This window comes from Neisseria sp. (assembly GCF_030527965.1).
Taxonomy (GTDB): Bacteria; Pseudomonadota; Gammaproteobacteria; order Burkholderiales; family Neisseriaceae; genus Neisseria.
Genome location: NZ_JAUMZU010000001.1, coordinates 128,758 through 150,660, shown reverse-complemented (window position 1 = coordinate 150,660; position 21,903 = coordinate 128,758). Strand labels below are relative to the sequence as shown.

The window sequence follows — 21,903 nt, the reverse complement described above, 5'->3', positions numbered from 1 at the left end:
TGCAAAAGCGCCCACACCCATCCAAACACACTACCCGTTCAAAATAACATCATGCAACTGACTGCCGTCGGCCTAAATCACCAAACAGCCCCGCTAAGCATACGTGAAAAACTTGCGTTTGCGGCTGAATTGTTGCCGAAAGCAGTGTCTGCGCTGGTTCAAAGCCAAGCGGCAAAAGAAGCCGTTATCCTTTCCACCTGCAATCGAACCGAATTGTATTGTGTCGGCGATACGGAAGCAGTGATGCAGTGGTTGGCCGATTATCAAAGCCTCAAAATCGAAGAAATCCGCCCTTATTTATATGCTTTTTGTACCGGAGATGCCGTTCGCCATGCTTTTCGGGTTGCCTGCGGTTTGGACAGCATGGTTTTGGGCGAGCCGCAAATCCTCGGCCAGCTTAAAGACGCTGTTCGGGTGGCGCAGGAAGAAGAAACGGTTGGCACGGCATTAAACGCTTTGTTTCAGAAAACCTTTTCCGTAGCGAAAGACATTCGTTCCTCTACTGCTGTAGGCGAAAGCTCGGTTTCGATGGCGGCCGCTTCGGTCAAGATGGCAGAGCAGATTTTTCCCTCTGTAAGCGATTTAAACGTATTGTTTGTCGGCGCAGGCGAGATGATTGAATTGGTGGCGACTTATTTTGCCGCCAAACAGCCGAATCTGATTACGGTTGCCAACCGCACATTGCCTCGTGCGCAGGAATTGTGCGATAAACTCGGGGTCAATGCCGATCCTTGTCTCTTGAGCGATTTGCCTGCTGTGCTGTCAGATTATGATGTGGTGGTTTCTTCCACGGCCAGTCAGTTGCCCATAATCGGCAAAGGCATGGTGGAAACCGCGCTGAAGCAGCGGCAGCATATGCCCGTCTTCATGCTGGATTTGGCCGTGCCGCGCGATATTGAAGCTCAGGTCAGCGAGCTGGACGATATTTACCTCTACACCGTCGACGACATGACCGGCATCATTGAAAGCGGCAAAGAATCGCGGCAGAAAGCCGCTGAAGAAGCGGAATCGATGGTAGAGCAGAAAGTAGTCGAATTTATTGATTGGCAGCGTAGCCGGCAGAATGTGCCTCTTATTCGCGCCTTGCGCGACGAAGGTGAGCGGGCACGGCGTCATGTATTGGAAAACGCGATGAAACAGCTTGCCAAGGGCGCATCGCCGGAAGAAGTATTGGAAAGATTGTCGGTGCAGCTAACCAACAAACTGCTGCACTCTCCTACCCAAACCCTCTCCAAAGCAGGCGGCCATAATAACGATTTATTAGATGCAGTGGCGCAGATTTATCATCTGCAACAGCGCGATGATTGAAGGTTTCAACCATTCTTTATATCTTTATACTTAATGCCTGTCTGAAAGTTTAACCGATGCCTGTTTGTCTTTCAGACAGGCATTCGCAACCCAACTCGTTACAAAACAACAAAGATTTTACGGAAGCTGCCCCATGAACCTCCCCAAATTGAGTTTTGAATTTTTCCCGACCCGCACGCCGGAAGGCCGTGCCAAACAAGTCTTTACCCGCAAGCAGCTCAGCCAATATTCGCCGGATTTTTTTTCCTGCACCTCCGGTGCCGGCGGTTCCACTCGCGAAGGCACCATGCAAACCATCAAAGACATCATCAGCGAAGGCACCGCGGCCGCACCGCACCTACCCTGCATCGGCATGCAGCCGCAAGAAGTAGTAGCCTTGCTTAATGAATACAAAAACATCGGCGTTCGCCATATTGTGGCACTTCGAGGCGATATTCCCTCCGGCATGGGTGCCGGCACGGACGGCATGTTTTATGCCAACGAATTGGTTTCATTGATTAAAAACGAATTTAGCAACCATTTCCACGTTGAAGTAGCGGCTTATCCCGAATACCACCCGCAAGCGCGCAGCGCGGAAGACGACTTGAACAATTTCGTGCGCAAAGCCAATGCTGGTGCCGATTCCGCCATCACGCAATATTTTTATAATGCCGACGCTTATTTTCGCTTTGTCGACGACGTACAAGGCCGCGGCGTAGATATTCCGATTATTCCCGGCATCATGCCGATTGCCAGCTTTTCCAAGCTGACCCGTTTTTCCGATACTTGCGGAGCGGAAATCCCGCGTTGGCTGCGTTTGCGGTTGCAGTCTTATGCCGATGACACCGCCTCCATCAAAGCCCTTGCGCTCGACGTAGTAACGGAAATGTGCGGCCGTTTATTGCGCGAAGGCGCTCCCGGCCTCCATTTTTATACTTTGAACCAAGCCGGTTTGGTGTCTACGATTTGCCAGCGCTTAGGTTATTAAGCTATTGCATTCTGAGTTCAAACAAAATAATGCCTGTCTGAAAACATATTCAGACAGACATTGTGTTTATGAATGAAATATCACTCTTCTGTTAAATCGATATCTTTGGTTTCTTTGGTGCTGAAGAGCGCAATCAAAGTCAAAATACCGTTTATTGCCAAGTAAATACCTACGCCGTATAAACCGTATCGCAGATTCAATTCAATAGCGAGCATGGTAGCCAGAGAAGCGCCAACGATAGCGGAAAGATTGTAAGCCAGCGACGCACCGGAATAACGGACATGCGTGGGAAACAATTCCGGCAACAAAGCCGCCATCGGCCCGAAAGTAAAGCCCATCAAGATAAACCCGACGGCAAGAAAGCCCATCACGTTGGCCGGCGAACCCTGATACAGAAAAGCATGCATGCTCAAGCCGAACAAAATAATGGCGGAGGTGGTGCCGATTAAAAAGCGGCGGCGTCCGATTCTATCGGCCAGTACACCGGAAATGCTGGTAAAAATTCCGAAAATAACGGCGCCGACCAGCAAGAAACCGGTAAAGGTGTTCGCCGGAATGCCCAAGCCCATCGGATGGCCCGCAGGAGAAAGATTGGTGCTACCTTTCGAATAAACCTGCACAAACGCTGTCATGATATAAAACAGCACATAAGTCGCCACCATGATGAACGTACCCTGCACAATCGGCCGCCAATAATCACGGATAACGGCTTTCACCGGCGCTTTCACCGTTTTACCTTCCGCTTCCGCCTCACGGTATACATGGCTTTCATGCAACGATAGCCGCATCCACAAGCCCACTGCCACCAGAGCCAACGAAAGGATAAACGGTATGCGCCAGCCCCATTCCACCAATGCGTCATGACCGATTTGCGAGCTAATCACGAAAAACACGCCGTTAGCCAGAAACAAACCGATGGGGGCGCCCAATTGCGGAAACGTACCGAACCATGCGCGCTTGCCTTCCGGCGCATTTTCCGTAGCCACTAAAGCCGCTCCGCCCCATTCGCCGCCCAAGCCCAAACCCTGCCCGATACGGCACAGGCATAAAAGCAAAGGTGCCCATAAACCGATGCTTTCATAAGTTGGCAAAAGGCCGATGAGAACGGTAGAAAGCCCCATAGTTAACAAGGAAGCCACCAGCGTTTTCTTGCGGCCGATTTTATCGCCGAAATGGCCGAAGATAACCGAGCCGATCGGACGGGCAAAAAAAGCGAGTGCCAAAGTGGAAAGAGAAAGCAAAATCGCCACGGTAGGATCGCTTTTATCGAAAAACTGCGTGTTAAACACCAGCACCGCCGCTGCCGCATAAATATAATAATCATAAAATTCGATGGCGGTGCCTATCATCGAGGCTATCGCCACCTTATAAGGGTTATTTCTTAATTGTGAATCGCTCATTTTGACTCTTTGCCTAACAAATATGGAAGAAACAGTTGCGCACTATAACGAATTTACAAAAATCCGTCTATTGTAAACCCATGTTATCAAGAGCATAATCGCCGCATCAAACCAAACCGCAAGCATTAATGCCTGTCTGAAAACTATTGCAGGAACCTGTCATGCAGAATTTTAAACAAGCCGCAGAACGAGAACTCTCCTTAAAAAAACAACAAGCTGTTGATATTTATCTGGCTAAACGGCAGCCTCAATTGTTTTTCGAGCAATACACGCAGGCATTGGATAACATGCTGGCTGCGTTGTGGCAGGAAATGTTTATCGGCATGCCGATGTGCCTTTTGGCCGTCGGCGGCTTTGGCCGGCGGGAAATGTATCCCCACTCCGATTTGGACTTGGCTCTTGTCTGCGCCGAGCCGCTTACCGAGGCGCAACAAGAAGCGGCCGCCCTGTTCGTGCAAACCTTGTGGGACATGCAGCTTACCCCCGCCGTGAAAATCGGTAGCATCGAAGAATTATGCCTCAGCATCGCCCAAGATTTAACCGGCGAAACCGCCTTTCTCGAAGCACGCTTCATCTGCGGCAGCCACATTATCGGTAACGCCATACTGCAAAGATTAAGTCTGGAGCGCAAAACCGCTTTGTTCATAGAAGAGAAGCTCGTCGAAATGAAACAGCGGCATGACAAGCAGCAAGGTTCCGGCGCTTTGCTCGAACCCAATATCAAAACCTGTCCGGGCGGCTTGCGCGACATCCATACCATGATGTGGCTGGGCAAAGCGCAAGGGCTTTCCACTTCCGCCTATTCCTTGGTGCACAACCGCGTTTTAACCCGCGTAGAGGCCGGCCTGCTAACCAACAGCCATAAGCAGCTCGCACGAATCCGCATTGATTTGCATCTTGCTGCAGGCCGGGAAGAAGACCGTTTGGTGTTCGATTTGCAAAGTAAAGTTGCTGCCAATATGGGCTTGCAAGATGATGAGAAGCGGATTAAAAGCGAAAAACTGATGCATATGCTGTACCGAGCCACCAAAACCGTTAAGCAGCTCAACGGCATTATCATCCCCATGCTGCGCGGTCGGGTTTATTCGCTATTACCGCGGCATGTACACCAAATAGACCATGATTATTATCAAATCGGCAACCAGATTGCTGTGAAAGATAAAAATATCTTCCACAAAAGCCCTACCCATATTTTCAAAATCATTGAAATCATACAAAAGCGCAACGACATCAAAACCATAGCTCCGCAAACCCTGCGTGCTTGGTGGGCTGCTACCCGGAGAATCAATAAAAAGTTTTATAAAAATCCGGTCAACCGAGAACGGTTTGTCGGTTTTTTCAAGGCCGGCAACGGCTTAACCCATACCATGCGCTTACTCAACCTATATGGCGTACTCGGTCAATACCTTCCCGCTTGGAAAAAAATTACCGGCCTGTTGCAGCATGATTTATTTCATATTTATCCGGTGGACGACCATATCTTGATGGTATTGCGCAATATGCGTCGTCTTGCCATGGATACGCACGTGCACGAACTGCCCTTCGCTTCGAGCCTGATGCATTCCTTTGAGAAAAAATACATTCTGTATCTGGCGGCTATGTTTCACGATATTGCGAAAGGGAGAGGCGGAGATCATGCTACGGAAGGCATTGCCGATGCCCGTAAATTCGCGGCCGATCATTTTCTTAATCAAGAAGAAAATGATTTTCTGGCTTGGCTGGTGGAAGACCATCTGCTGATGTCAATGGTTGCTCAAAAAGAAGATATCTACGATACCGATGTAATCTCGCGCTTTTGCGCACGCGTACAAACGCAGGAGCGGCTGACCGCACTTTATTTATTGACCGTAGCCGATATAAGGGGAACCAATCCGAAAATCTGGAACTCTTGGAAAGCCGGGCTTCTTGAAAGCCTGTTTCACGCCGCTTCCCGGCATCTTGCCGGAGGCGAAAACAACCGCAGCGCCATTACCGGTCATCGTCAGAATAGTGCGGCCGAAGCCCTTACGCAACAGGGATTTGATGCCAAACAACAGCGTCGTTTATGGCAGGCATTAGGCGCGGCTTATTTTGTTCGCCATGAAGAGCAAGAAATCCTATGGCATCTGCCTTTATTAATCGACCATCTGGAAGAATCAAAAATTGCCGTCCGCCAATTAAACGAAGGCGGAACGTTGCAAGTGATGATCTACATGCCCAATGCGCCTCGTTTGTTTACCCGCTTATGTCGCATCTTCAGCCACCAAGGGCTGGATATTGTCGCCGCACGAGCCTTCATTACCGAAACCAATTACATTTTGGATACTTTTGTGGTGCAGTTTCCCGCCATTTATACGGCGGAAGACTATCCCCTCATTCAAAGCGCACTTGGAGCAGAGCTCAACGATTTTCTCCAAGGAAAATTTGATGAAGGAGACGAAACCTGCGGCATCAGCAGCCGCCGCGTCCGTCATCAACCCATCGCCCCGACCATCCAGCTTACCGAAGAAGAAGATTATCCCGGCTGGTTTATATTGGAAATCGTTACGGCCAACCGTCCTTACCTCTTGGCCAATATTACGGAGGCCTTCGCTGCACTCGACATCAGCCTGCGTTACGCCAAAATCAATACGCTGGACGAGCGCGTGGAAGACAGTTTTTCGTTATACAGCCCATCTTTGGCCAATCCTAAGCAACAATTGGAGCTGAAACGTTTGCTGTTCGAACAATTGAATGTTTAACCCTCAACGGGCCAATAAATCGTCAAGTAAGGCTTTCGACGCTTTCAGACAGGCAATCTGACGGTCTATATCGCTTTGCTTCGCCATTAATTTGGCCCGTAAATCGTTACAAAAATCCTGCGGTTCATCATTTATGCAATCGCGCATCAGCGCAATGTCTTTCAATGGCAATCCTGTTCGATTGAGCAGAATGATTTTTCTGATAATTTCGACATCATTTTCGGTATAAACGCGGTAGCCGCTGTTGTTGCGCACAGGTTGGATCAAATTTAAAGTTTCATAAAAGCGAATCATCCGAACGCTGGTTTCACACTTTTTAGCAACCTCACTGATTTTCATGGTTGACCCTCACACTATGTCATATTTTAAGCTTATCGCATTATAAACGACACCGAGGAATAAGATGATGAATCGCCGGCAATTTTGCTTACTAACCACGGCTATGCTTGCCGTTGGCACCCATGCCGTTTCATCCGCTTATGCGGCAAACAAAACCAAACCAAGCGTTAAAAAAGCATATATCATTCATGGCTTCAGCGCCTCCCCGAACGATCATTGGTTTCCATGGCTAGCGGCTCGATTGGCAGCTGAAGGCTTAATGGTAGACAATATCGCACTACCCGATAGCCATAATCCGGACTTCAACCACTGGCAAGCAGTTTTGACCGAGCATATAGGTCAACCGCAGGAAAATGATATTTTTATTGCCCACAGCCTCGGCACCATCAGTCTGTTACATTATCTTTCAGCTACTCACCCTGCACGCATCGGCGGCTTAATATTAGTGGCGGGATTTGGCGCCAAACTGCCAGCCCTTCCTATGATAAACGGCTACGATATTGATGCTTATGTAGAGCATGCTCATATTGATTTTGCAGCCATTCGTGTTATGAGCCCCAAAATCTACAGCATCATCAGCACCGACGATCCAATCGTAGAGCCATCTGAAAGCCTCAAGCTGGCCAAGCAGCTTGGCAGTGCCATTATCAGGATACCGAAAGGCGGGCATTTTCTGGCTGAAAATGGTTTTACCGAGTTGCCGCAAGCATGGCAGGCATTGAAAACCATGCTTTAAGTTTCAGACCGGCATGATGAAAACCCATTTGATTGATATTGAGATAGGATACGTAATCCAGTTAGTTGAGTTGTCATTAAACAAAACGCTCCGCATCATTATGATTGCGGAGCGTTTTAAATTGCTTACTTTAAGAATTCTGGCAGAGAGGAAGGGATTCGAACCCTCGATACGCTATAAACGTATACACGCTTTCCAGGCGTGCGACTTCAACCACTCATCCACCTCTCTGTGAGGGAAATAAATTATACTGCCTTTAAAGCATCCTAGCAAGAATGCCTGTCTGAAAGCGATAAAACCCAACTTCAGTTTCATAAGCCGGGTTTATATCTATGGTGCCCAGAAGAAGACTCGAACTTCCACACCCGTGAGGATACTAGCACCTGAAGCTAGCGCGTCTACCAATTCCGCCATCTGGGCATAACGCTACAAATTAAAGAAATCGAATGGTGCCCAGAAGAAGACTCGAACTTCCACGCCCGTGAGGACACTAGCACCTGAAGCTAGCGCGTCTACCAATTCCGCCATCTGGGCTTTGCTTTAATCTGTAATTTACGTTAAAGTGCTTCCAAAATGAAGTTCGCCATTATAAAACCTTACAAAAAAATGTCAATCAGAAAATGAAGAAAAAAGTTAAACTTAATCTAAGAGAAAAAGACCCTTATCTGGAGCGCGAGAAACAGCGTTACGAGCACCCTTTACCCAGCCGCGAATGGATTATCGATTTACTTGATAAAGAAGGCGTACCCTTAAAAATTAATGACTTGGCTGAAAAACTTTCTATTCAGCCCGAAGAATATGAGTTTTTCGAGCGCAGAATCAGAGCGATGGCGCGCGACGGGCAAGTATTGATCAACCGTCGCGGTGCAGTATGTGCGGCGGATAAGCTGGCATTGGTGAAATGCCGGGTGGATGCGCATAAAGACGGTTTCGGCTTTGCCGTGCCATTGAGCGGCGGGCAAAATGATTTTGTTTTGTATGAGCGCCAAATGCGCGGCTTGATGCACGGTGATATTGTGATGGTGCGTCCGGGTAGCGTGGATAGGCGCGGGCGGCGCGAAGGCCAAGTGCTGGAAATTTTGGAGCGAGCCAATATTGACGTGGTCGGCCGTTTTTATTTGGAACGCGGTGTTGCCGTGCTGGAGCCGGAAGACAAACGTTTAAGCCAACCTATTTTGCTGGAGCCGGAATCTGTGGCTTCGCTTAAACCGGCCGACGGCCAGGTGGTGATGGCAAAAATCGAAAGCTATCCCGAAGGGCATCATCCGGCGGTTGCAAAATTAATCGAAGTGTTGGGCGACTATGCCGATAGCGGCATGGAAATCGAAATTGCCGTGCGCAAACACCATTTGCCGCACCAATTCAGTGATGCCTGTCTGAAAGCAGCAGCTAAGATTCCGACGGCTGTTTTAAAGAAAGATTTGAAAAACCGTGTGGATTTACGCGACTTGCCGCTAGTTACCATCGACGGTGAAACGGCGCGTGATTTCGATGATGCCGTGTATGCGGAGAAACAAGGCCGCAATTATCGGTTGGTGGTGGCGATTGCCGATGTAAGCCATTATGTTCGCCCCGATGATGCACTGGATAAAGATGCCTACGAACGGAGCACCAGCGTTTATTTCCCGCGCCGTGTGATTCCAATGCTGCCGGAAAATTTATCCAACGGTATCTGTTCGTTGAATCCTGATGTCGAACGTCTGTGTATGGTGTGCGATATGCAGATTTCTTATATGGGCAATGTTAAATCCTACACCTTTTACCCTGCGGTCATGCGGTCGCACGCCCGCCTGACTTACAACCAAGTCTGGCAATGGTTGGAAAGCGGTGAAGACAACCCTCATAAGAAAGAGTTGGACACGCTATATAAGCTTTTCGGCATTCTGCAAAAAAAACGCCGCCAGCGCGGCGCGGTGGAGTTTGAAAGCACCGAAACGCAAATGCTGTTTGACGATAACGGTAAAATCAAGCGTATTGTTCCCGTTATCCGTAATGATGCGCATAAACTGATTGAAGAATGTATGCTGGCGGCCAATGTTTGTGCGGCCGATTTTCTGTTGGAAAACAAACATCCCGCTTTATTTCGCAACCATTCGGGCCCTACGCCGGAAAAACTGACCGCTCTGCGCGAGCAGCTCGGCTTGCTCGGGTTAAGCCTAGGCGGAGGCGAAAAACCTTCTCCCATCGACTATGCAAAATTGGCCGAACAGTTTTCAGACAGGCCCGACCGGGAATTATTGCAAGTTATGCTGCTGCGTTCTATGCAGCAGGCAGTATACGAATCGCATAATGAAGGCCACTTCGGCCTTGCCTACGAGCATTATGCCCACTTTACCTCACCCATCCGCCGTTATCCCGATTTGATGGTGCACCGCGCCATTAAAGCGGTTTTGCAAAAAGAGGGATATCAACCCAAATCATGGGAAGCGGCCGGCGTGCATACTTCCTTTGCTGAACGGCGTGCAGACGAGGCCAGCCGAGATGTGGAAAACTGGCTGAAAACATATTATATGCAGGATAAAGTCGGCGAAGTGTTTGAAGGCAAAATTTCCGGAATAACCAATTTCGGCATATTTGTTACGCTGGATAATATCCATATTGAAGGTTTGGTACACATCAGCGATTTGGGCGAAGATTATTTCAATTACCGTCCTGAAATCATGGCCATCGAAGGCGAACGCAGCGGTTTGCGTTTTTCGATGGGCGATAAAGTTGTCGTTAAAGTGGCACGTGCCGATTTGGATACCAGCAAAATCGACCTGACTTTGATTGCGGGCGGCGTTCAAGGTAAAAAACGCCGTAAACAAACAGCGCCGAAAACATCGGAAAAACCGAAAAGAGCGGCCGGCAAAACCGTTAATACAGAAAAGCAAGCTCAGACTTCGAAAGCGAAAACGTCCGCACGTTCCGCAAAAACCACCAATTCGCTAAAAATGGTGAATGGAAAAATCGCACTGGTAGCGAGCAAAACCAAATCTAAAACGGCCAAACCGTCGGGCGCCAAACGAAAAAAAAGCAATGGCAAAAAATAGGGCGAAATGCCTGTCTGAAACAGACTTTCAGACAGGCATTGTCAAAAAAACCCTGCGGATGCCCGTTTTAAAATATGTTAGAATGCCGCCCTTTCTATCCGTATTATTCTGATTTCTCAAATGAATACCCTTTCCAACCACCCGCAAAATATTATCGTCGGCCTTTCGGGCGGCGTGGATTCTTCCGTGACTGCAGCCTTGCTCAAGCAGCAAGGCCATCGGGTGCGCGGGGTATTTATGCAAAACTGGGAAGATGATGATAACGACGAATATTGCAGCATCAAGCAAGATTCATTTGACGCGATTGCCGTAGCCGATATTCTCGGCATTGATATCGACATTGTGAACTTTGCTTCGCAATATAAAGACAAAGTATTCGCTTATTTTTTAACGGAATACCAAGCAGGCCGCACACCGAATCCCGATGTGCTCTGTAACGCTGAAATCAAGTTCAAATGCTTTCTGGATTATGCAATGGAACAAGGTGCCGATGTTATCGCCACCGGCCATTACGCGCGTAAAGAAGTACGCGATAACATTCATTATCTGCTCAAAGGCCTTGATGCCAACAAAGACCAAAGCTATTTCCTTTATCGACTGCAACCGCATCAACTCGAGCGATCTATTTTTCCGCTCGGTCATTTGGAAAAACCGGAAGTCCGCCGCTTGGCCACAGCGGCAGAATTGCCGACCGCGGCAAAAAAAGACAGCACCGGCATTTGCTTTATCGGCGAACGCCCGTTTCGTGATTTTTTGCAGAAATATCTGCCTACCAACAATGGCAACATGGTCACGCCCGAAGGAAAAATCGTGGGCGAACATCTCGGGCTGATGTTTTATACCATAGGCCAGCGCAAAGGCTTGGGCATCGGTGGCGCGGGCGAGCCTTGGTTTGTGGTCGGCAAAGATCTAACGAAAAATGAGCTATTGGTTGTGCAAGGCCACGATCATCCCCTGCTCTACACCCGCAGCCTGATCATGAACGATTTGAGCTTCACCCTGCCCGAGCGCCCGCAAGCCGGCCGTTATACCTGCAAAACCCGTTACCGTATGACCGACGCACCGTGCACGTTGAATTATCTTGACAACGGCTCGGCCGAATTACAGTTTGACGAACCGCAATGGGCGGTTACCCCCGGACAATCTGCCGTATTGTATGATGGCGAAATATGTTTGGGCGGCGGGATTATTGTTGCGACGGATAAACCGGTTATCGTAACGTAAGCATCAAAATGCCTGTCTGAAAGGTTCAGACAGGCATTTTCTGTATTTAAACCACAAAAAACGAATCTTTCCGGTTTCTCGAGCCTCATGGATGAAGCCGCATTATGAGACGACACCAATAAGGATAACAAATGGAAAAAATCTGGCTCAAAAACTACGAACCCGGCATCGACGCTGAAATCGACGTTCAGCGCTATCAATCCATTCTCGATGTATTCGAACAAAGCGTTGAAAAATTTCGCGACCAGATTGCTTTTACTAGTTTCGGCAGCGGCATCAGCTACGGAGAAATGTCGGAACGGGTAAAACAATTCGCTTCGTATCTGCAAAATGTTTTGAAATTGCCGCGCGGCGAACGGATTGCCGTAATGATGCCGAATGTGTTGCAATATCCCGTTGCTATTTTTGGAGCGCTCAAAGCGGGTATGGTCGTGGTTAATGTTAACCCGTTGTACACGCCTCGCGAATTGGCGCATCAGCTAAACGACAGTGGCGCGAATACCATCGTCGTGCTGGAAAATTTCGCCCACACGCTAGCCGAAGTTTTGCCGCATACAGATATCAAGCATGTAATGCTTACCAGCATTGGCGATATGCTGGGCACAGTCAAAGGCGCCGTGGCCAACTTCATCGCGCGCAAAATCAAAAAAATCGTGCCGCCCTTCCATATTGCGAATACCGTTTCTTTCAAGCAGGCATTGCAACAAGGCAGCCGGCATACGTTGCAACCGGTCGAGCTTAATCGCGAAGATTTAGCCTTATTGCAATACACCGGCGGCACCACCGGCGTGGCCAAAGGTGCAATGCTCACGCACGGCAATATTTGTGCCAACATGATGCAGGCAGCCGAGTGGATTAAGCCCAAGCTGCAAGCCGGTAAGGAAACGGTGGTTACCGTTTTGCCGCTTTATCATATTTTTTCCTTTACCGTTAATCTGATGATTTTCACCCAGGCCGGCTCGAAAAACATTTTGATTGCCAATCCGCGCGATTTGACAGGCATGATAAAAACCCTTAAAAAAGAACGTGTTTCCGTTTTTATCGGCGTCAATACGCTTTATAACGGCCTCTTAAACAAACCCGAATTGAAAGAGGTGGATTTCAGTACGTGGCACTTATGCTTAGGCGGCGGCATGGCAACGCAAAAAGCAGTGGCCGAACGCTGGAAAGCGCTTACCGGCCAAGCCATCGTCGATGCCTACGGCCTGACCGAAACCAGCCCGGGCGTGTGTTGCAACCCTTTAAACATCCAAGAATATACCGGCACCATCGGCTTTCCTTTACCGAGTACAGAGATTGAATTGCGCAATGCCGATGGCAGCGAAGTTGCACAAGGCGAAGCGGGCGAATTGTGGGTACGCGGGCCGCAAGTGATGAAAGGTTATTGGAATAGGCCGGAAGAAACCGCCAAAGTGCTCGACGCGCGTGGCTTTCTGGAAACCGGTGATATTGCCGTGATGGATAACGAAGGGCGCTTCAAATTGGTTGACCGCAAAAAAGATTTGATTGTGGTATCGGGCTTTAATGTTTACCCGAATGAAGTGGAAGACGTGGTGGTTGGTCACCCGAAAGCCAGCGAAGCCGCCTGCATCGGCGTGAACAGTGAAAAGACCGGCGAAGCGCTCAAGCTTTTCGTAGTCAGGAAAGACGACTCGCTAACGAAGGAAGACTTAATCGCCTATTGCCGCACTCAGCTTACCGCCTATAAGGTGCCGCGCGATATTGAATTCCGCGAAGAATTGCCAAAATCGAATGTCGGAAAAATCTTGCGCCGCGTGTTACGCGATGAAGTGGAAGCCAAAGAAAAGCAACACGGCGATAAAGTTTAAAGGAGTGGGAACTCAAGTATGGCCTTAAAATCCGCTTTCAAACTATTCTGCGTTTCGCGTGGCGATATTAGCCCGAGCATCCATTCAACTCTTTCCAGCAAAAACAAAGCCTGTCTGAAAACATTTTCAGACAGGCTTTTTTCAAGACCAAGCAGCTAAATCACATATTCCACCATTTGCGGCAGCTTGAATACCGTACGCGCTTGCGGATAAAGCCATACGGTTTGAGAAACCTCCAGCGGTTCGGCGCGATATTGTGATTGCGGCATCAGCGCTTGTAAGGTTTTGCGGCTGTCGGCTTGCCGTAAAGTTAGCCTTACCATCGGGCCGGTGGTTTGAATGGCTTCGATTTCTGCTTCGCCAATGCTGTTTTCCTTAGGGCGGGTAAAAACGGCCAATTCATGAGGGCGCACATAAGCGGTTACGTTTTGTCGCTCGTTGCTCGGCCCCGACAAAGGCTCCTGATAGCCGCCGATATAGAGATGATTTTGCTCGATGCGGGCATCGTCAAACGCGTTTACTTCGCCGAGAAACTCGGTAACAAATACATTAGCGGGCGTATGGTAAAGATTATCGCCACTGCCGACCTGCTCTATCACGCCATGATTCATAACTACGATTTCATCTGCCATTTCCAACGCTTCTTCCTGATCGTGGGTAACCAGAATGCTGGTAATGCCCAGCTCGTGATGAATCTGGCGCAGCCAATGTCGTAATTCCTTGCGCACCTTCGCATCCAACGCACCGAAAGGTTCGTCTAAAAGCAACAATTTCGGCTCGGTTGCCAATGCGCGTGCCAAAGCGATACGCTGCCGCTGTCCACCCGAGAGCTGATCAGGGTAGGCTTTGGCAAGCTGTTCGAGCTGCACCAGTTTGAGCAGTGTTAAAACTTTTTCTTCAATCTCGGCTTTAGACGGGCGCTCGCGACGTGGTAAAATCTGCAAGCCGAAAGCGATATTGTCAAACACATTCATATGCCGAAACAAGGCGTAATGCTGAAACATAAAGCCCACTTTGCGCTCGCGCACATGTTTGGCGGTAACGTTTTCATCATCAAAAAAAATCGCGCCGCTATCGGCATGTTCCAAGCCGGCAATAATGCGCAGCAACGTGGTTTTGCCACAGCCGGAAGGGCCGAGCAAAGCGGTCAGGCTGCCCGTAGGCACCGTGAGATTGATGTTTTGCAAGGCATGAAAATTGCCAAAATGCTTATTAAGATTTTCAATACGGATGGTCATGGTTTTTTCCGGTAGTTTCTTTTTTCAGACAGGCATTTTAACCATATCAATCTGGGCGTTTGGCTGCCGCCAATTGTTTGCGCTGCCACCATGTCAGAAGGTTTTGCAGCAATAAGGTCATCAATGCCAGCACCGCCAGCAGGCTTGAAAGCGCGAAAGCCGCGGTAAAGTTATATTCGTTGTATAGAATTTCCACCTGCAAAGGCAAAGTGTTGGTTTCGCCGCGTATATGGCCGGATACCATGCTCACGGCGCCGAACTCGCCCATTGACCGGGCATTGGTCAAAATAATGCCGTATAGCAGCGCCCATTTGATATTGGGCAGCGTAATCCGGCGAAACATCTGCCAACCGCTGGCGCCTAGAATCAGCGCCGCCTGCTCTTCACTGTCGCCCTGCGCCTGCATCAGAGGAATCAATTCGCGGGCAACAAACGGAAAAGTAACAAATAAGGTGGCGAGCACCATACCCGGCAAAGCAAAAATAATCTGAATGCCGTGTGCTTCGAGCCAGCCGCCCATCAGACTGTTGGTGCCGAACAGCAAAACAAACATCAGCCCCGCCACCACCGGCGATACGGAAAAAGGAAGGTCGAGCAACGTGGTAAAAAGCTGTTTGCCGCGGAAATCAAAACGGGTCAGCAGCCAAGCGATGGCGATACCCAACACGGCATTCAACGGCACGACAATAGCGGCGATCAACAATGTCAGCTTGATGGCGGAAAGCGCATCCGGATTAACCAAGGCTTCGGCATACAATGCCAAACCTTTGTTCAGCGCATGCCAGAACACGGATACCAAAGGAATAACCAGCATCAGCAATAAAAAGCCCAATGCCAGCGTAATCAACAGGCAACGCACCCATCTAGATTCGGTTAGCAAAGGATTCGTTTTGGCGGAACTCATCAGCTTCTCCTTTTTATGCGGCGGTTAAGGTGCCACTGCCACAAGTTCAGCATAAACAAAATGGCAAATGAAATCATCAGCATAAACAGCGCTACGGCCGAAGCACCCTGAATATCGAACATTTCGAATTTGCCCGCGATAATCAGCGGCAAAATTTCCGATTCCAGCGGAATGTTGCCGGCAATAAAAATAACCGAGCCGTACTCCCCCGTGGCACGAGCAAATGCCATGCCCGCGCCAGTAACCAAAGCAGGCATAATTTCCGGCAATAATACGCGGCACAATACGGTCAAACGGTTGGCGCCCAATGTAGCCGCCGCTTCTTCATATTCAGGGGATAATTCTTCCAAAACCGGCTGCACCGCCCGCACGATAAAAGGCAAACTGACCACCACCAAAGCCACCCAAATACCCAATGGCGTAAAAGCGATTTTAATACCTAAAGGTGCAAACCAACGGCCAAGCCAGCCGTTAGGCGCGTAAAGCGTGGCTAAGGCGACGCCGGTTACCGCTGTAGGCAGAGCAAAAGGCAAATCAACCAGAGCATTAACCAATCCCTTGCCCCAAAACGAATATCGCACCAAAACCCAAGCCACCAAGGTGCCGAAAATCACATTGGCCAGCATGGCGAAAAAAGACGTTTTCAAGGTCAACCATACCGCCGCCAAAGTCCGCGGTTCGGAGATGGTTTGCGCAAAACCGCCCCACCCCATGTCGGATACGGTTTGCGCCAGCATGGCAAACGGCAGCAGCACGAGAAGCGAGAGCGTCAGCACGCTCAGCCCCAGCGTCAGCTTGAAACCGGGCAGCACGGTTTGCGTTTTCAGCAACAGCATAAGTTATTCACCTTAAAAATTCGAATGCCTGTCTGAAAACCGAAGACAAACAGGCACCATTCCAATCTGATGAGGCGCATCTTAAATAGAAGCCTGTCGCTTGAGAAAGAATATTAAATTGTATCTAAATACGGATTGGTTATATTAGCCGTGCCGGCAAAACAAAAGCCTGTCTGAAAGTTTCAGACAGGCATTCGCTTGTTAATCCGCTGCCTCATTTCAGCAGCCATTCCGATATGCAATAAATCAGCAAACCCACCAAACCGCCGACCAACGTGCCGTTAATACGGATAAATTGCAAATCCCTACCCACGCTCAGCTCCAGTTTTTCCACCATTTGGTCGCTATTCCAGCTTTTTACCTTATCGGCCACAAAAGCCGCCGCACGATCTTTGTAGCGTTGCACAAAATCGCGCACCATCAGAGAAATGCGCACATTGGCCCGCCGCATAAACTGAGGATACTCTTCCGCCTGCCGCAGCATATGGTCGAGCAATTTTTCCAGCTGTAATCGCACCACAGAATCTGCCTGCTCCACATCTTCTTGCGCCCATTGCTGCAAGCCCAGCCACAAACTGGCCAAGGCTTCCTGCAACGCAGGAGAAGCAGCCAATTCTTGTTTGCCCGCTTCCAGACGCTTATGCCATAAGCGCGAATAAGCCAAAGCGCGGCCGATTCGGTCGATCTGTGCGGCAGCCGAACGGCGCAACCTGTGCTGCGGGTCGGCAAGCGCCGCGGCCAAATATCCGTCGGCCCAATCAAGCGCCTTTTCCGATACCCATCCGTCAACCCGTTCCAACAAACTGCCTTTTAACGAAGCTTTGATTTTCTCCCACGCGCTCGGTGCTTCGTGCTCGATTTTTACGGCCCATTCGTTCAGGCTTTGCTCAAGCAAAGCGCGCGTTTCAGGGTGCTTCAGCCAGCGGCGTATTTGTTTTATCAAAGCACACAACAACAGATCATCCAAGCCTTGCCGTTTGAACACAGCCAGAATATCCGCCAGCGTTTTGCCGATTTTGTCTCCATTGTATTGCTGCGCCAACATTTGGCTGCCGAAACGCGCCACTTGTTCCGGTTTGGCGGTTTTCAGCAAAGCTGGGAGTTGAGCAGCCAGCTGTGGCAACCATTGGCTGCGGTTCAGATTCAGCCAATTCAACAGCTTTTCACTCGGCTCAGCCTGATAAACCCGCAGCGCAATCGGTTTGCCCTGTAGGAAATTATGTTCGATAAAGCGCCCCAGCTCCTCCGCTATACGATGCTGATTGCGCGGCAGAATCGCCGTGTGCGGAATCGGCAATCCGAGAGGCTGTCGAAACAACGCCGTAACGGCAAACCAATCGGCCAACGCCCCCACCATAGCCGCTTCAGAAAAAGCCTTCAGATAAGCTAAAACGGGAAAACGCTCCATGTATAAAACCGAAGCAACGAATAATATACAGGCTGCCAACAGCAATCCGGTAGCCAGTATCCTGCTTCGGCGCAAACGCTCCCGGGCGCTTTCAGCGCGCACTTGGGCAGATAAAGTTTGCATAATGGTTCCTTGGTGTAATTTACAGCCATTTTGTTATGATAAATACAGCAGATATAAGTGTTCAGACAAGCATTATTCAGCACACAATAAATGTTGGCAGCCATGTGCAAAGCATGTGGATAAGTTGTCTTACCATTTGAAACGAATCGCAATTCAAACAATGATTAAAAAATAAGCAGCCATTAATTCAAATTCTGTTTGATTGAGCCAAGCATAATTACCAACATGCCACATAAGCAAAGCAATACGCCCAGCCAATCGCTCCACTGCGGCCGAATGCCATCAACAAGCCAAAGCCAGATCAGCGCCACGCTCACATATACCCCGCCGTAAGCCGCATAAACTCGCCCGCTTGCTTCAGGATGAAGCGTTAACAGCCAAGAAAACGCGGCCAAACACAAAACAGCCGGCAGCAACAGCCAAACAGAGCCTTGCTTTCTCAACCAATAATAAGGCAGCCAGCAGCCTAAAATTTCCATTAACGCCGTTATGCAGAAAAGTGCCAGCATCTTCACAACCGCCATCATCATCCTTTCAGACAGGCATTATCAGCCCGAACCGCTTTTTCACATTGTCAATAAAAAGTATGATTTTATCCGCTTATTGAACACAAAACCAAACAGTTAAGGTATGATTGACCCATTTAGGCTTGCTTACCAAGCCTGCATCATCGCCCAAACATAAATCAATACATAAAGGATACCACAATGAGAATTCTATTAACCGGCGCACAAGGACAACTGGGCCGCTGTTTTAAAGACAGGCTGCCGGAAAACTGGGAATTAATCGCTACCGATTCGCAAACCTTAAACATCACCGATGCAGCAGGCGTCATGAATATGGTAAAAAACTTTCAACCTGATGCCGTTGTGAACGCCGCCGCCTATACCGCAGTAGACAAAGCCGAAAGCGAACATGACAAAGCCTTTCAAATCAACGCAATCGGCACCCACAATCTGGCTGCGGCCGCCCAAGCTGTAGGCGCTAAATTCGTACATGTGTCAACCGACTATGTTTTTGCAGGCCATGCCAAAACTCCATACATGGAAACCGATGCCCCCGAACCCACCGGCGTTTACGGTAAATCAAAACTCGCCGGCGAATTACTGGCCCTGGCCGCCAATCCCAACAGCATGGTTATCCGAACCGCATGGGTATTCTCGGAATACGGTAACAATTTCGTCAAAACTATGCTTCGTCTGGCCAAAGACCGCGACACACTCAACGTTGTCGACGATCAAATCGGCAACCCTACTTATGCCGGCGATTTGGCACAAGCCATCATCGATGCCTTAAAGCTGCCTAACTTTCCGATCGGTCTTTACCATTATTGTGGCGACAAATCCGTTAGCTGGTGCGATTTCGCCCGTGCTATCTTTCAAACCGCTGCACAAAGCGGACACGATTTTCGTTCCCCCACGACCAACGGCATCGCTACCAGCGAATACCCCACTCCCGCCGCCCGCCCGCCTTACAGCGTGATGAGCTGCGATAAAATCAAATCTTACGGTTTGAAAGTATCGGATTGGCAAGCCGCTTTGAATAAAATCGTACTGGCTTTATTATCAGAAAGCATGTAATTCAATATAAAAGCTATGAAAATAGCTTGCTTTTCCATTGAATTCAAAACAAATTAAATACAGAAAGCCTGTCTGAAAATTCAGACAGGCTTTAAAGTTTTGCCAACTTCCTCTCAAGAATCCGAACTACTATAAATCGCTTAAATTTGGCTTGCAGTTCCCATCTTTACTTTTTGCAGCTTCTGCATTTTTACAGAAAACAGCGTTGGCATAGTTATCAACTCGAGCGGCAAAAGTATATCCAGTGGTAGCTTTGGGAACTGCAATAATATAGTTATTCACATTATCATATGATATGTCGTACTTATCGCTTACAGTTTTATCCACACTTTTTTGAGCAGTCGTTACCCATTCTGCAATTTTAGTAGAATCCTTACTTAATGTAGGCTGAGTAATAGTTTGTTGCTTAACATAATGCTGAATTTGAATTAAAGCAGCTTTTGCGTTCGTAACGTTCCCTCGTTCGACATAGCGTGTATACGAAGGTAACGCAATAGTAACTAATATTCCCAAGATCGCAACGGCAATAAGCACCTCTATCAAGGTAAAGCCACGGGATTTTGTTTTCATATTCATATTCTTTTAATCCTATAGCTGCTTACTGGTTATATACGCCTTCAACATACGATTGTAGGGTTACCGTAGTATTCGGATTTTCACCCCATGCACGAGCCGTAACACGGTAGATTACCCTTATCGTTCCATCTGATTCAGTATTGGAGCCAAGAGCTTCGATAATATAACGCGCAGGTTTAGCAGACAGATTATCTGGAACTTTATATTCTTTACCGACAGTTTGGAAAACACCGGAGCGTTCCCATGCATTAATTCCCTTGCATCCTGCACCGCAAGCTTCTAATTGAAGATTCAAAGAATTACCTGCAGCAGTGATTTCACTTTTAGTTTCCTGTTCAGATTGAACGCATAATCCGTCGGTGCAATTGGCGCTAAATGTTTCATTTGAAAATTTACCAATTTCAGACTCCCCTTGCCTTAATGCTGCTTCGGCAAGTGAAAAAGCACTTTTTCTATCGGCGTCATTACTACTAATCCGCATTTCGGTATTATAGGATTGAGTGGCTGCTATAACTAAAAATGCAATAACCAGCATCATTACCAGCACCATGAAAAGGGAGAATCCTTGCTGCTTTTTCGGTAGAGCCATAATCAACGGTTTGCGCATCGGTTGCCTCCGCGGATATTTGCATCAATATTATAGATATAGACATCGCCCGCGCTTTCTTTCGAAGCCGAATTGGCCATAAGCTCTCCCCTTGCTGCCAAATTATTCCCATTCAATACCAAACGAACGCTTGCCAGAGGGCGAATAGCATCGGTGGTCAGTTGCTGGTTAGTAAAATTGAAGTTCTCATCCGCTGAGCTCGCCGCTGCGGGATCTATGCTTGGACAACCCTTAACATAACCGTATAAAATCGTCATACCTGTAATGTTAGGCAGCAATAATTGAGGCGTTTCCCAAGAACCATTGCCATATTGGATACGATAAAGCCCTTGTTGCCCGTTTAATGTTCCTACTACATAAACATTTACAATATATCTGGTTAAAGAAACTTCAGGTAATGCTGTTTTTGCTGAAATGGAAGTAGGCAAGGCTCCGTTTAATGTGATGGAATTGCCACTTCTACCTGATACTTTATGCAAACTCAATGTATTACAGGTACTAACTGCAATCGGAGCATTTGCCGTTAATGTTGGAGCGATAGAATCCTGCGCCGGCTCAATTTCAATTTTATTTGAGGTCAGACCCGTAATAGCAGGCGAGCCATCTCCATATTGAAACACCAATGCATCGGATTGTGCTGTAAAATTATTTACCGTAACTATTTGTGAAAATTTACTTTGGGCGATACTTTTCACACCTTCGGAAAGCTTGATCGCATTGGTATTGCCAGCGGTACCGGAAAATAAAAAATCTTTTAAATTAAGAATACTATTCCCCTGCCCCAATTCGTTTTCAACAGCGATATTTGCCCCGCCTAAGTTACTTAAATTGAAACAACCAAAATCACCGGCCATACGGGCATCATGGACAATCATATTGGATAGATTACGGATGTCTTGTTGTGCATTTAAACGAGCAATCGCAACATCGTTAACTTTTCTGGCTGCGAAATAACCTGAACCTACGGCAATCAATACGATGACACTAAGCAAGCTTGCAATCATAAATTCTATGATAGAGAAGCCCTTCGGTTTTCCCGTATATTGGTTAAAATATATTTTTTTATTTTTCATCTC

18 protein-coding genes and 3 tRNA genes are annotated in these 21,903 nt (G+C 48.3%); 8 read left to right on the top strand and 13 right to left on the bottom strand.

Annotation, left to right across the window (positions count from 1 at the left end):
* Positions 1–51 precede the first annotated feature (51 nt).
* Together hemA and metF are read left to right on the top strand one after the other, a co-directional pair.
* On the top strand, positions 52–1,308 hold the full coding sequence (hemA, locus tag Q4A84_RS00715) for a glutamyl-tRNA reductase (protein WP_303087007.1): 1,257 nt from the start codon (positions 52–54) through the stop codon (positions 1,306–1,308).
* Between the two features lie 133 nt (positions 1,309–1,441).
* Positions 1,442–2,275 (top strand): methylenetetrahydrofolate reductase [NAD(P)H], encoded by an 834-nt coding sequence (gene metF / locus Q4A84_RS00710; RefSeq protein WP_303087006.1) that lies wholly within the window; start codon positions 1,442–1,444, stop codon positions 2,273–2,275.
* Between the two features lie 80 nt (positions 2,276–2,355).
* Here metF and Q4A84_RS00705 read toward each other — a convergent pair whose 3' ends face one another.
* Positions 2,356–3,675, bottom strand: a complete 1,320-nt coding sequence (locus tag Q4A84_RS00705) for an MFS transporter (RefSeq protein ID WP_303087005.1) — start codon at positions 3,673–3,675, stop codon at positions 2,356–2,358.
* 161 nt (positions 3,676–3,836) lie between these two features.
* Here Q4A84_RS00705 and glnD point away from each other — a divergent pair, with 161 nt between their 5' ends.
* Positions 3,837–6,395 (top strand): [protein-PII] uridylyltransferase, encoded by a 2,559-nt coding sequence (gene glnD, locus Q4A84_RS00700; protein WP_303087004.1) that lies wholly within the window; start codon positions 3,837–3,839, stop codon positions 6,393–6,395.
* Between the two features lie 3 nt (positions 6,396–6,398).
* Here glnD and Q4A84_RS00695 read toward each other — a convergent pair whose 3' ends face one another.
* Entirely contained in the window at positions 6,399–6,734 is a 336-nt protein-coding gene (locus Q4A84_RS00695; RefSeq protein WP_303087003.1) for a MerR family transcriptional regulator, read from the bottom strand.
* A gap of 64 nt (positions 6,735–6,798) precedes the next feature.
* Between Q4A84_RS00695 and Q4A84_RS00690 the strand changes: the two genes are divergently transcribed.
* On the top strand, positions 6,799–7,470 hold the full coding sequence (locus Q4A84_RS00690; protein WP_303087002.1) for an alpha/beta hydrolase: 672 nt from the start codon (positions 6,799–6,801) through the stop codon (positions 7,468–7,470).
* 140 nt (positions 7,471–7,610) lie between these two features.
* Here the strand turns inward: Q4A84_RS00690 and Q4A84_RS00685 are convergent.
* The 3 genes from Q4A84_RS00685 to Q4A84_RS00675 all read right to left on the bottom strand — a co-directional run bounded on the left by Q4A84_RS00685 (position 7,611) and on the right by Q4A84_RS00675 (position 8,004).
* Positions 7,611–7,701, bottom strand: a tRNA-Ser gene (locus Q4A84_RS00685).
* A 102-nt stretch (positions 7,702–7,803) separates the two neighbouring features.
* Positions 7,804–7,890, bottom strand: a tRNA-Leu gene (locus Q4A84_RS00680).
* 27 nt (positions 7,891–7,917) lie between these two features.
* Positions 7,918–8,004: transfer RNA gene (locus Q4A84_RS00675), tRNA-Leu, on the bottom strand.
* An 86-nt stretch (positions 8,005–8,090) separates the two neighbouring features.
* Between Q4A84_RS00675 and rnr the strand changes: the two genes are divergently transcribed.
* The 3 genes from rnr to Q4A84_RS00660 all read left to right on the top strand — a co-directional run bounded on the left by rnr (position 8,091) and on the right by Q4A84_RS00660 (position 13,555).
* Positions 8,091–10,502, top strand: coding sequence for a ribonuclease R (gene rnr / locus Q4A84_RS00670; protein ID WP_303087001.1), 2,412 nt, complete (start codon positions 8,091–8,093; stop codon positions 10,500–10,502).
* Between the two features lie 120 nt (positions 10,503–10,622).
* Positions 10,623–11,726: a tRNA 2-thiouridine(34) synthase MnmA gene (mnmA, locus tag Q4A84_RS00665; RefSeq protein ID WP_303087000.1), complete on the top strand. Its 1,104-nt coding sequence runs from the start codon at positions 10,623–10,625 to the stop codon at positions 11,724–11,726.
* A 131-nt stretch (positions 11,727–11,857) separates the two neighbouring features.
* Positions 11,858–13,555: an AMP-binding protein gene (locus Q4A84_RS00660; RefSeq protein ID WP_303086999.1), complete on the top strand. Its 1,698-nt coding sequence runs from the start codon at positions 11,858–11,860 to the stop codon at positions 13,553–13,555.
* A gap of 155 nt (positions 13,556–13,710) precedes the next feature.
* Here the strand turns inward: Q4A84_RS00660 and Q4A84_RS00655 are convergent, their stop codons facing one another.
* The 5 genes from Q4A84_RS00655 to Q4A84_RS00635 form a co-directional block, all read right to left on the bottom strand.
* Positions 13,711–14,793, bottom strand: a complete 1,083-nt coding sequence (locus Q4A84_RS00655) for a sulfate/molybdate ABC transporter ATP-binding protein (protein ID WP_303086998.1) — start codon at positions 14,791–14,793, stop codon at positions 13,711–13,713.
* Between the two features lie 46 nt (positions 14,794–14,839).
* Positions 14,840–15,697, bottom strand: coding sequence for a sulfate ABC transporter permease subunit CysW (gene cysW, locus Q4A84_RS00650; protein ID WP_303086997.1), 858 nt, complete (start codon positions 15,695–15,697; stop codon positions 14,840–14,842).
* Positions 15,697–16,533, bottom strand: coding sequence for a sulfate ABC transporter permease subunit CysT (cysT, locus tag Q4A84_RS00645; protein WP_303086996.1), 837 nt, complete (start codon positions 16,531–16,533; stop codon positions 15,697–15,699). Before cysT ends, cysW begins: the two co-directional genes overlap by 1 nt.
* 214 nt (positions 16,534–16,747) lie before the next feature.
* The gene (locus tag Q4A84_RS00640; RefSeq protein ID WP_303086995.1) at positions 16,748–18,064 is read right to left on the bottom strand and encodes a DUF445 domain-containing protein; all 1,317 of its coding nucleotides are present in this window, start codon (positions 18,062–18,064) and stop codon (positions 16,748–16,750) included.
* Positions 18,065–18,246: 182 nt separating this feature from the next.
* Positions 18,247–18,588, bottom strand: a complete 342-nt coding sequence (locus Q4A84_RS00635; protein WP_303086994.1) for a YnfA family protein — start codon at positions 18,586–18,588, stop codon at positions 18,247–18,249.
* Positions 18,589–18,771: 183 nt separating this feature from the next.
* Here Q4A84_RS00635 and rfbD point away from each other — a divergent pair, with 183 nt between their 5' ends.
* Positions 18,772–19,644: a dTDP-4-dehydrorhamnose reductase gene (gene rfbD, locus Q4A84_RS00630; RefSeq protein WP_303086993.1), complete on the top strand. Its 873-nt coding sequence runs from the start codon at positions 18,772–18,774 to the stop codon at positions 19,642–19,644.
* A 129-nt stretch (positions 19,645–19,773) separates the two neighbouring features.
* Here rfbD and Q4A84_RS00625 read toward each other — a convergent pair whose 3' ends face one another.
* Genes Q4A84_RS00625 through Q4A84_RS00615 form a run of 3 tightly spaced genes read right to left on the bottom strand, consistent with a single transcriptional unit; the run spans position 19,774 to position 21,900 of the window.
* The gene (locus tag Q4A84_RS00625) at positions 19,774–20,214 is read right to left on the bottom strand and encodes a type IV pilin protein (RefSeq protein WP_303086992.1); all 441 of its coding nucleotides are present in this window, start codon (positions 20,212–20,214) and stop codon (positions 19,774–19,776) included.
* A 28-nt stretch (positions 20,215–20,242) separates the two neighbouring features.
* A complete protein-coding gene (locus Q4A84_RS00620) occupies positions 20,243–20,827 on the bottom strand; it encodes a pilus assembly protein (RefSeq protein ID WP_303086991.1) in 585 nt (194 codons plus the stop codon).
* Entirely contained in the window at positions 20,812–21,900 is a 1,089-nt protein-coding gene (locus Q4A84_RS00615) for a PilW family protein (protein ID WP_303086990.1), read from the bottom strand. Before Q4A84_RS00615 ends, Q4A84_RS00620 begins: the two co-directional genes overlap by 16 nt.
* Between the last annotated feature and the right edge of the window lie 3 nt (positions 21,901–21,903).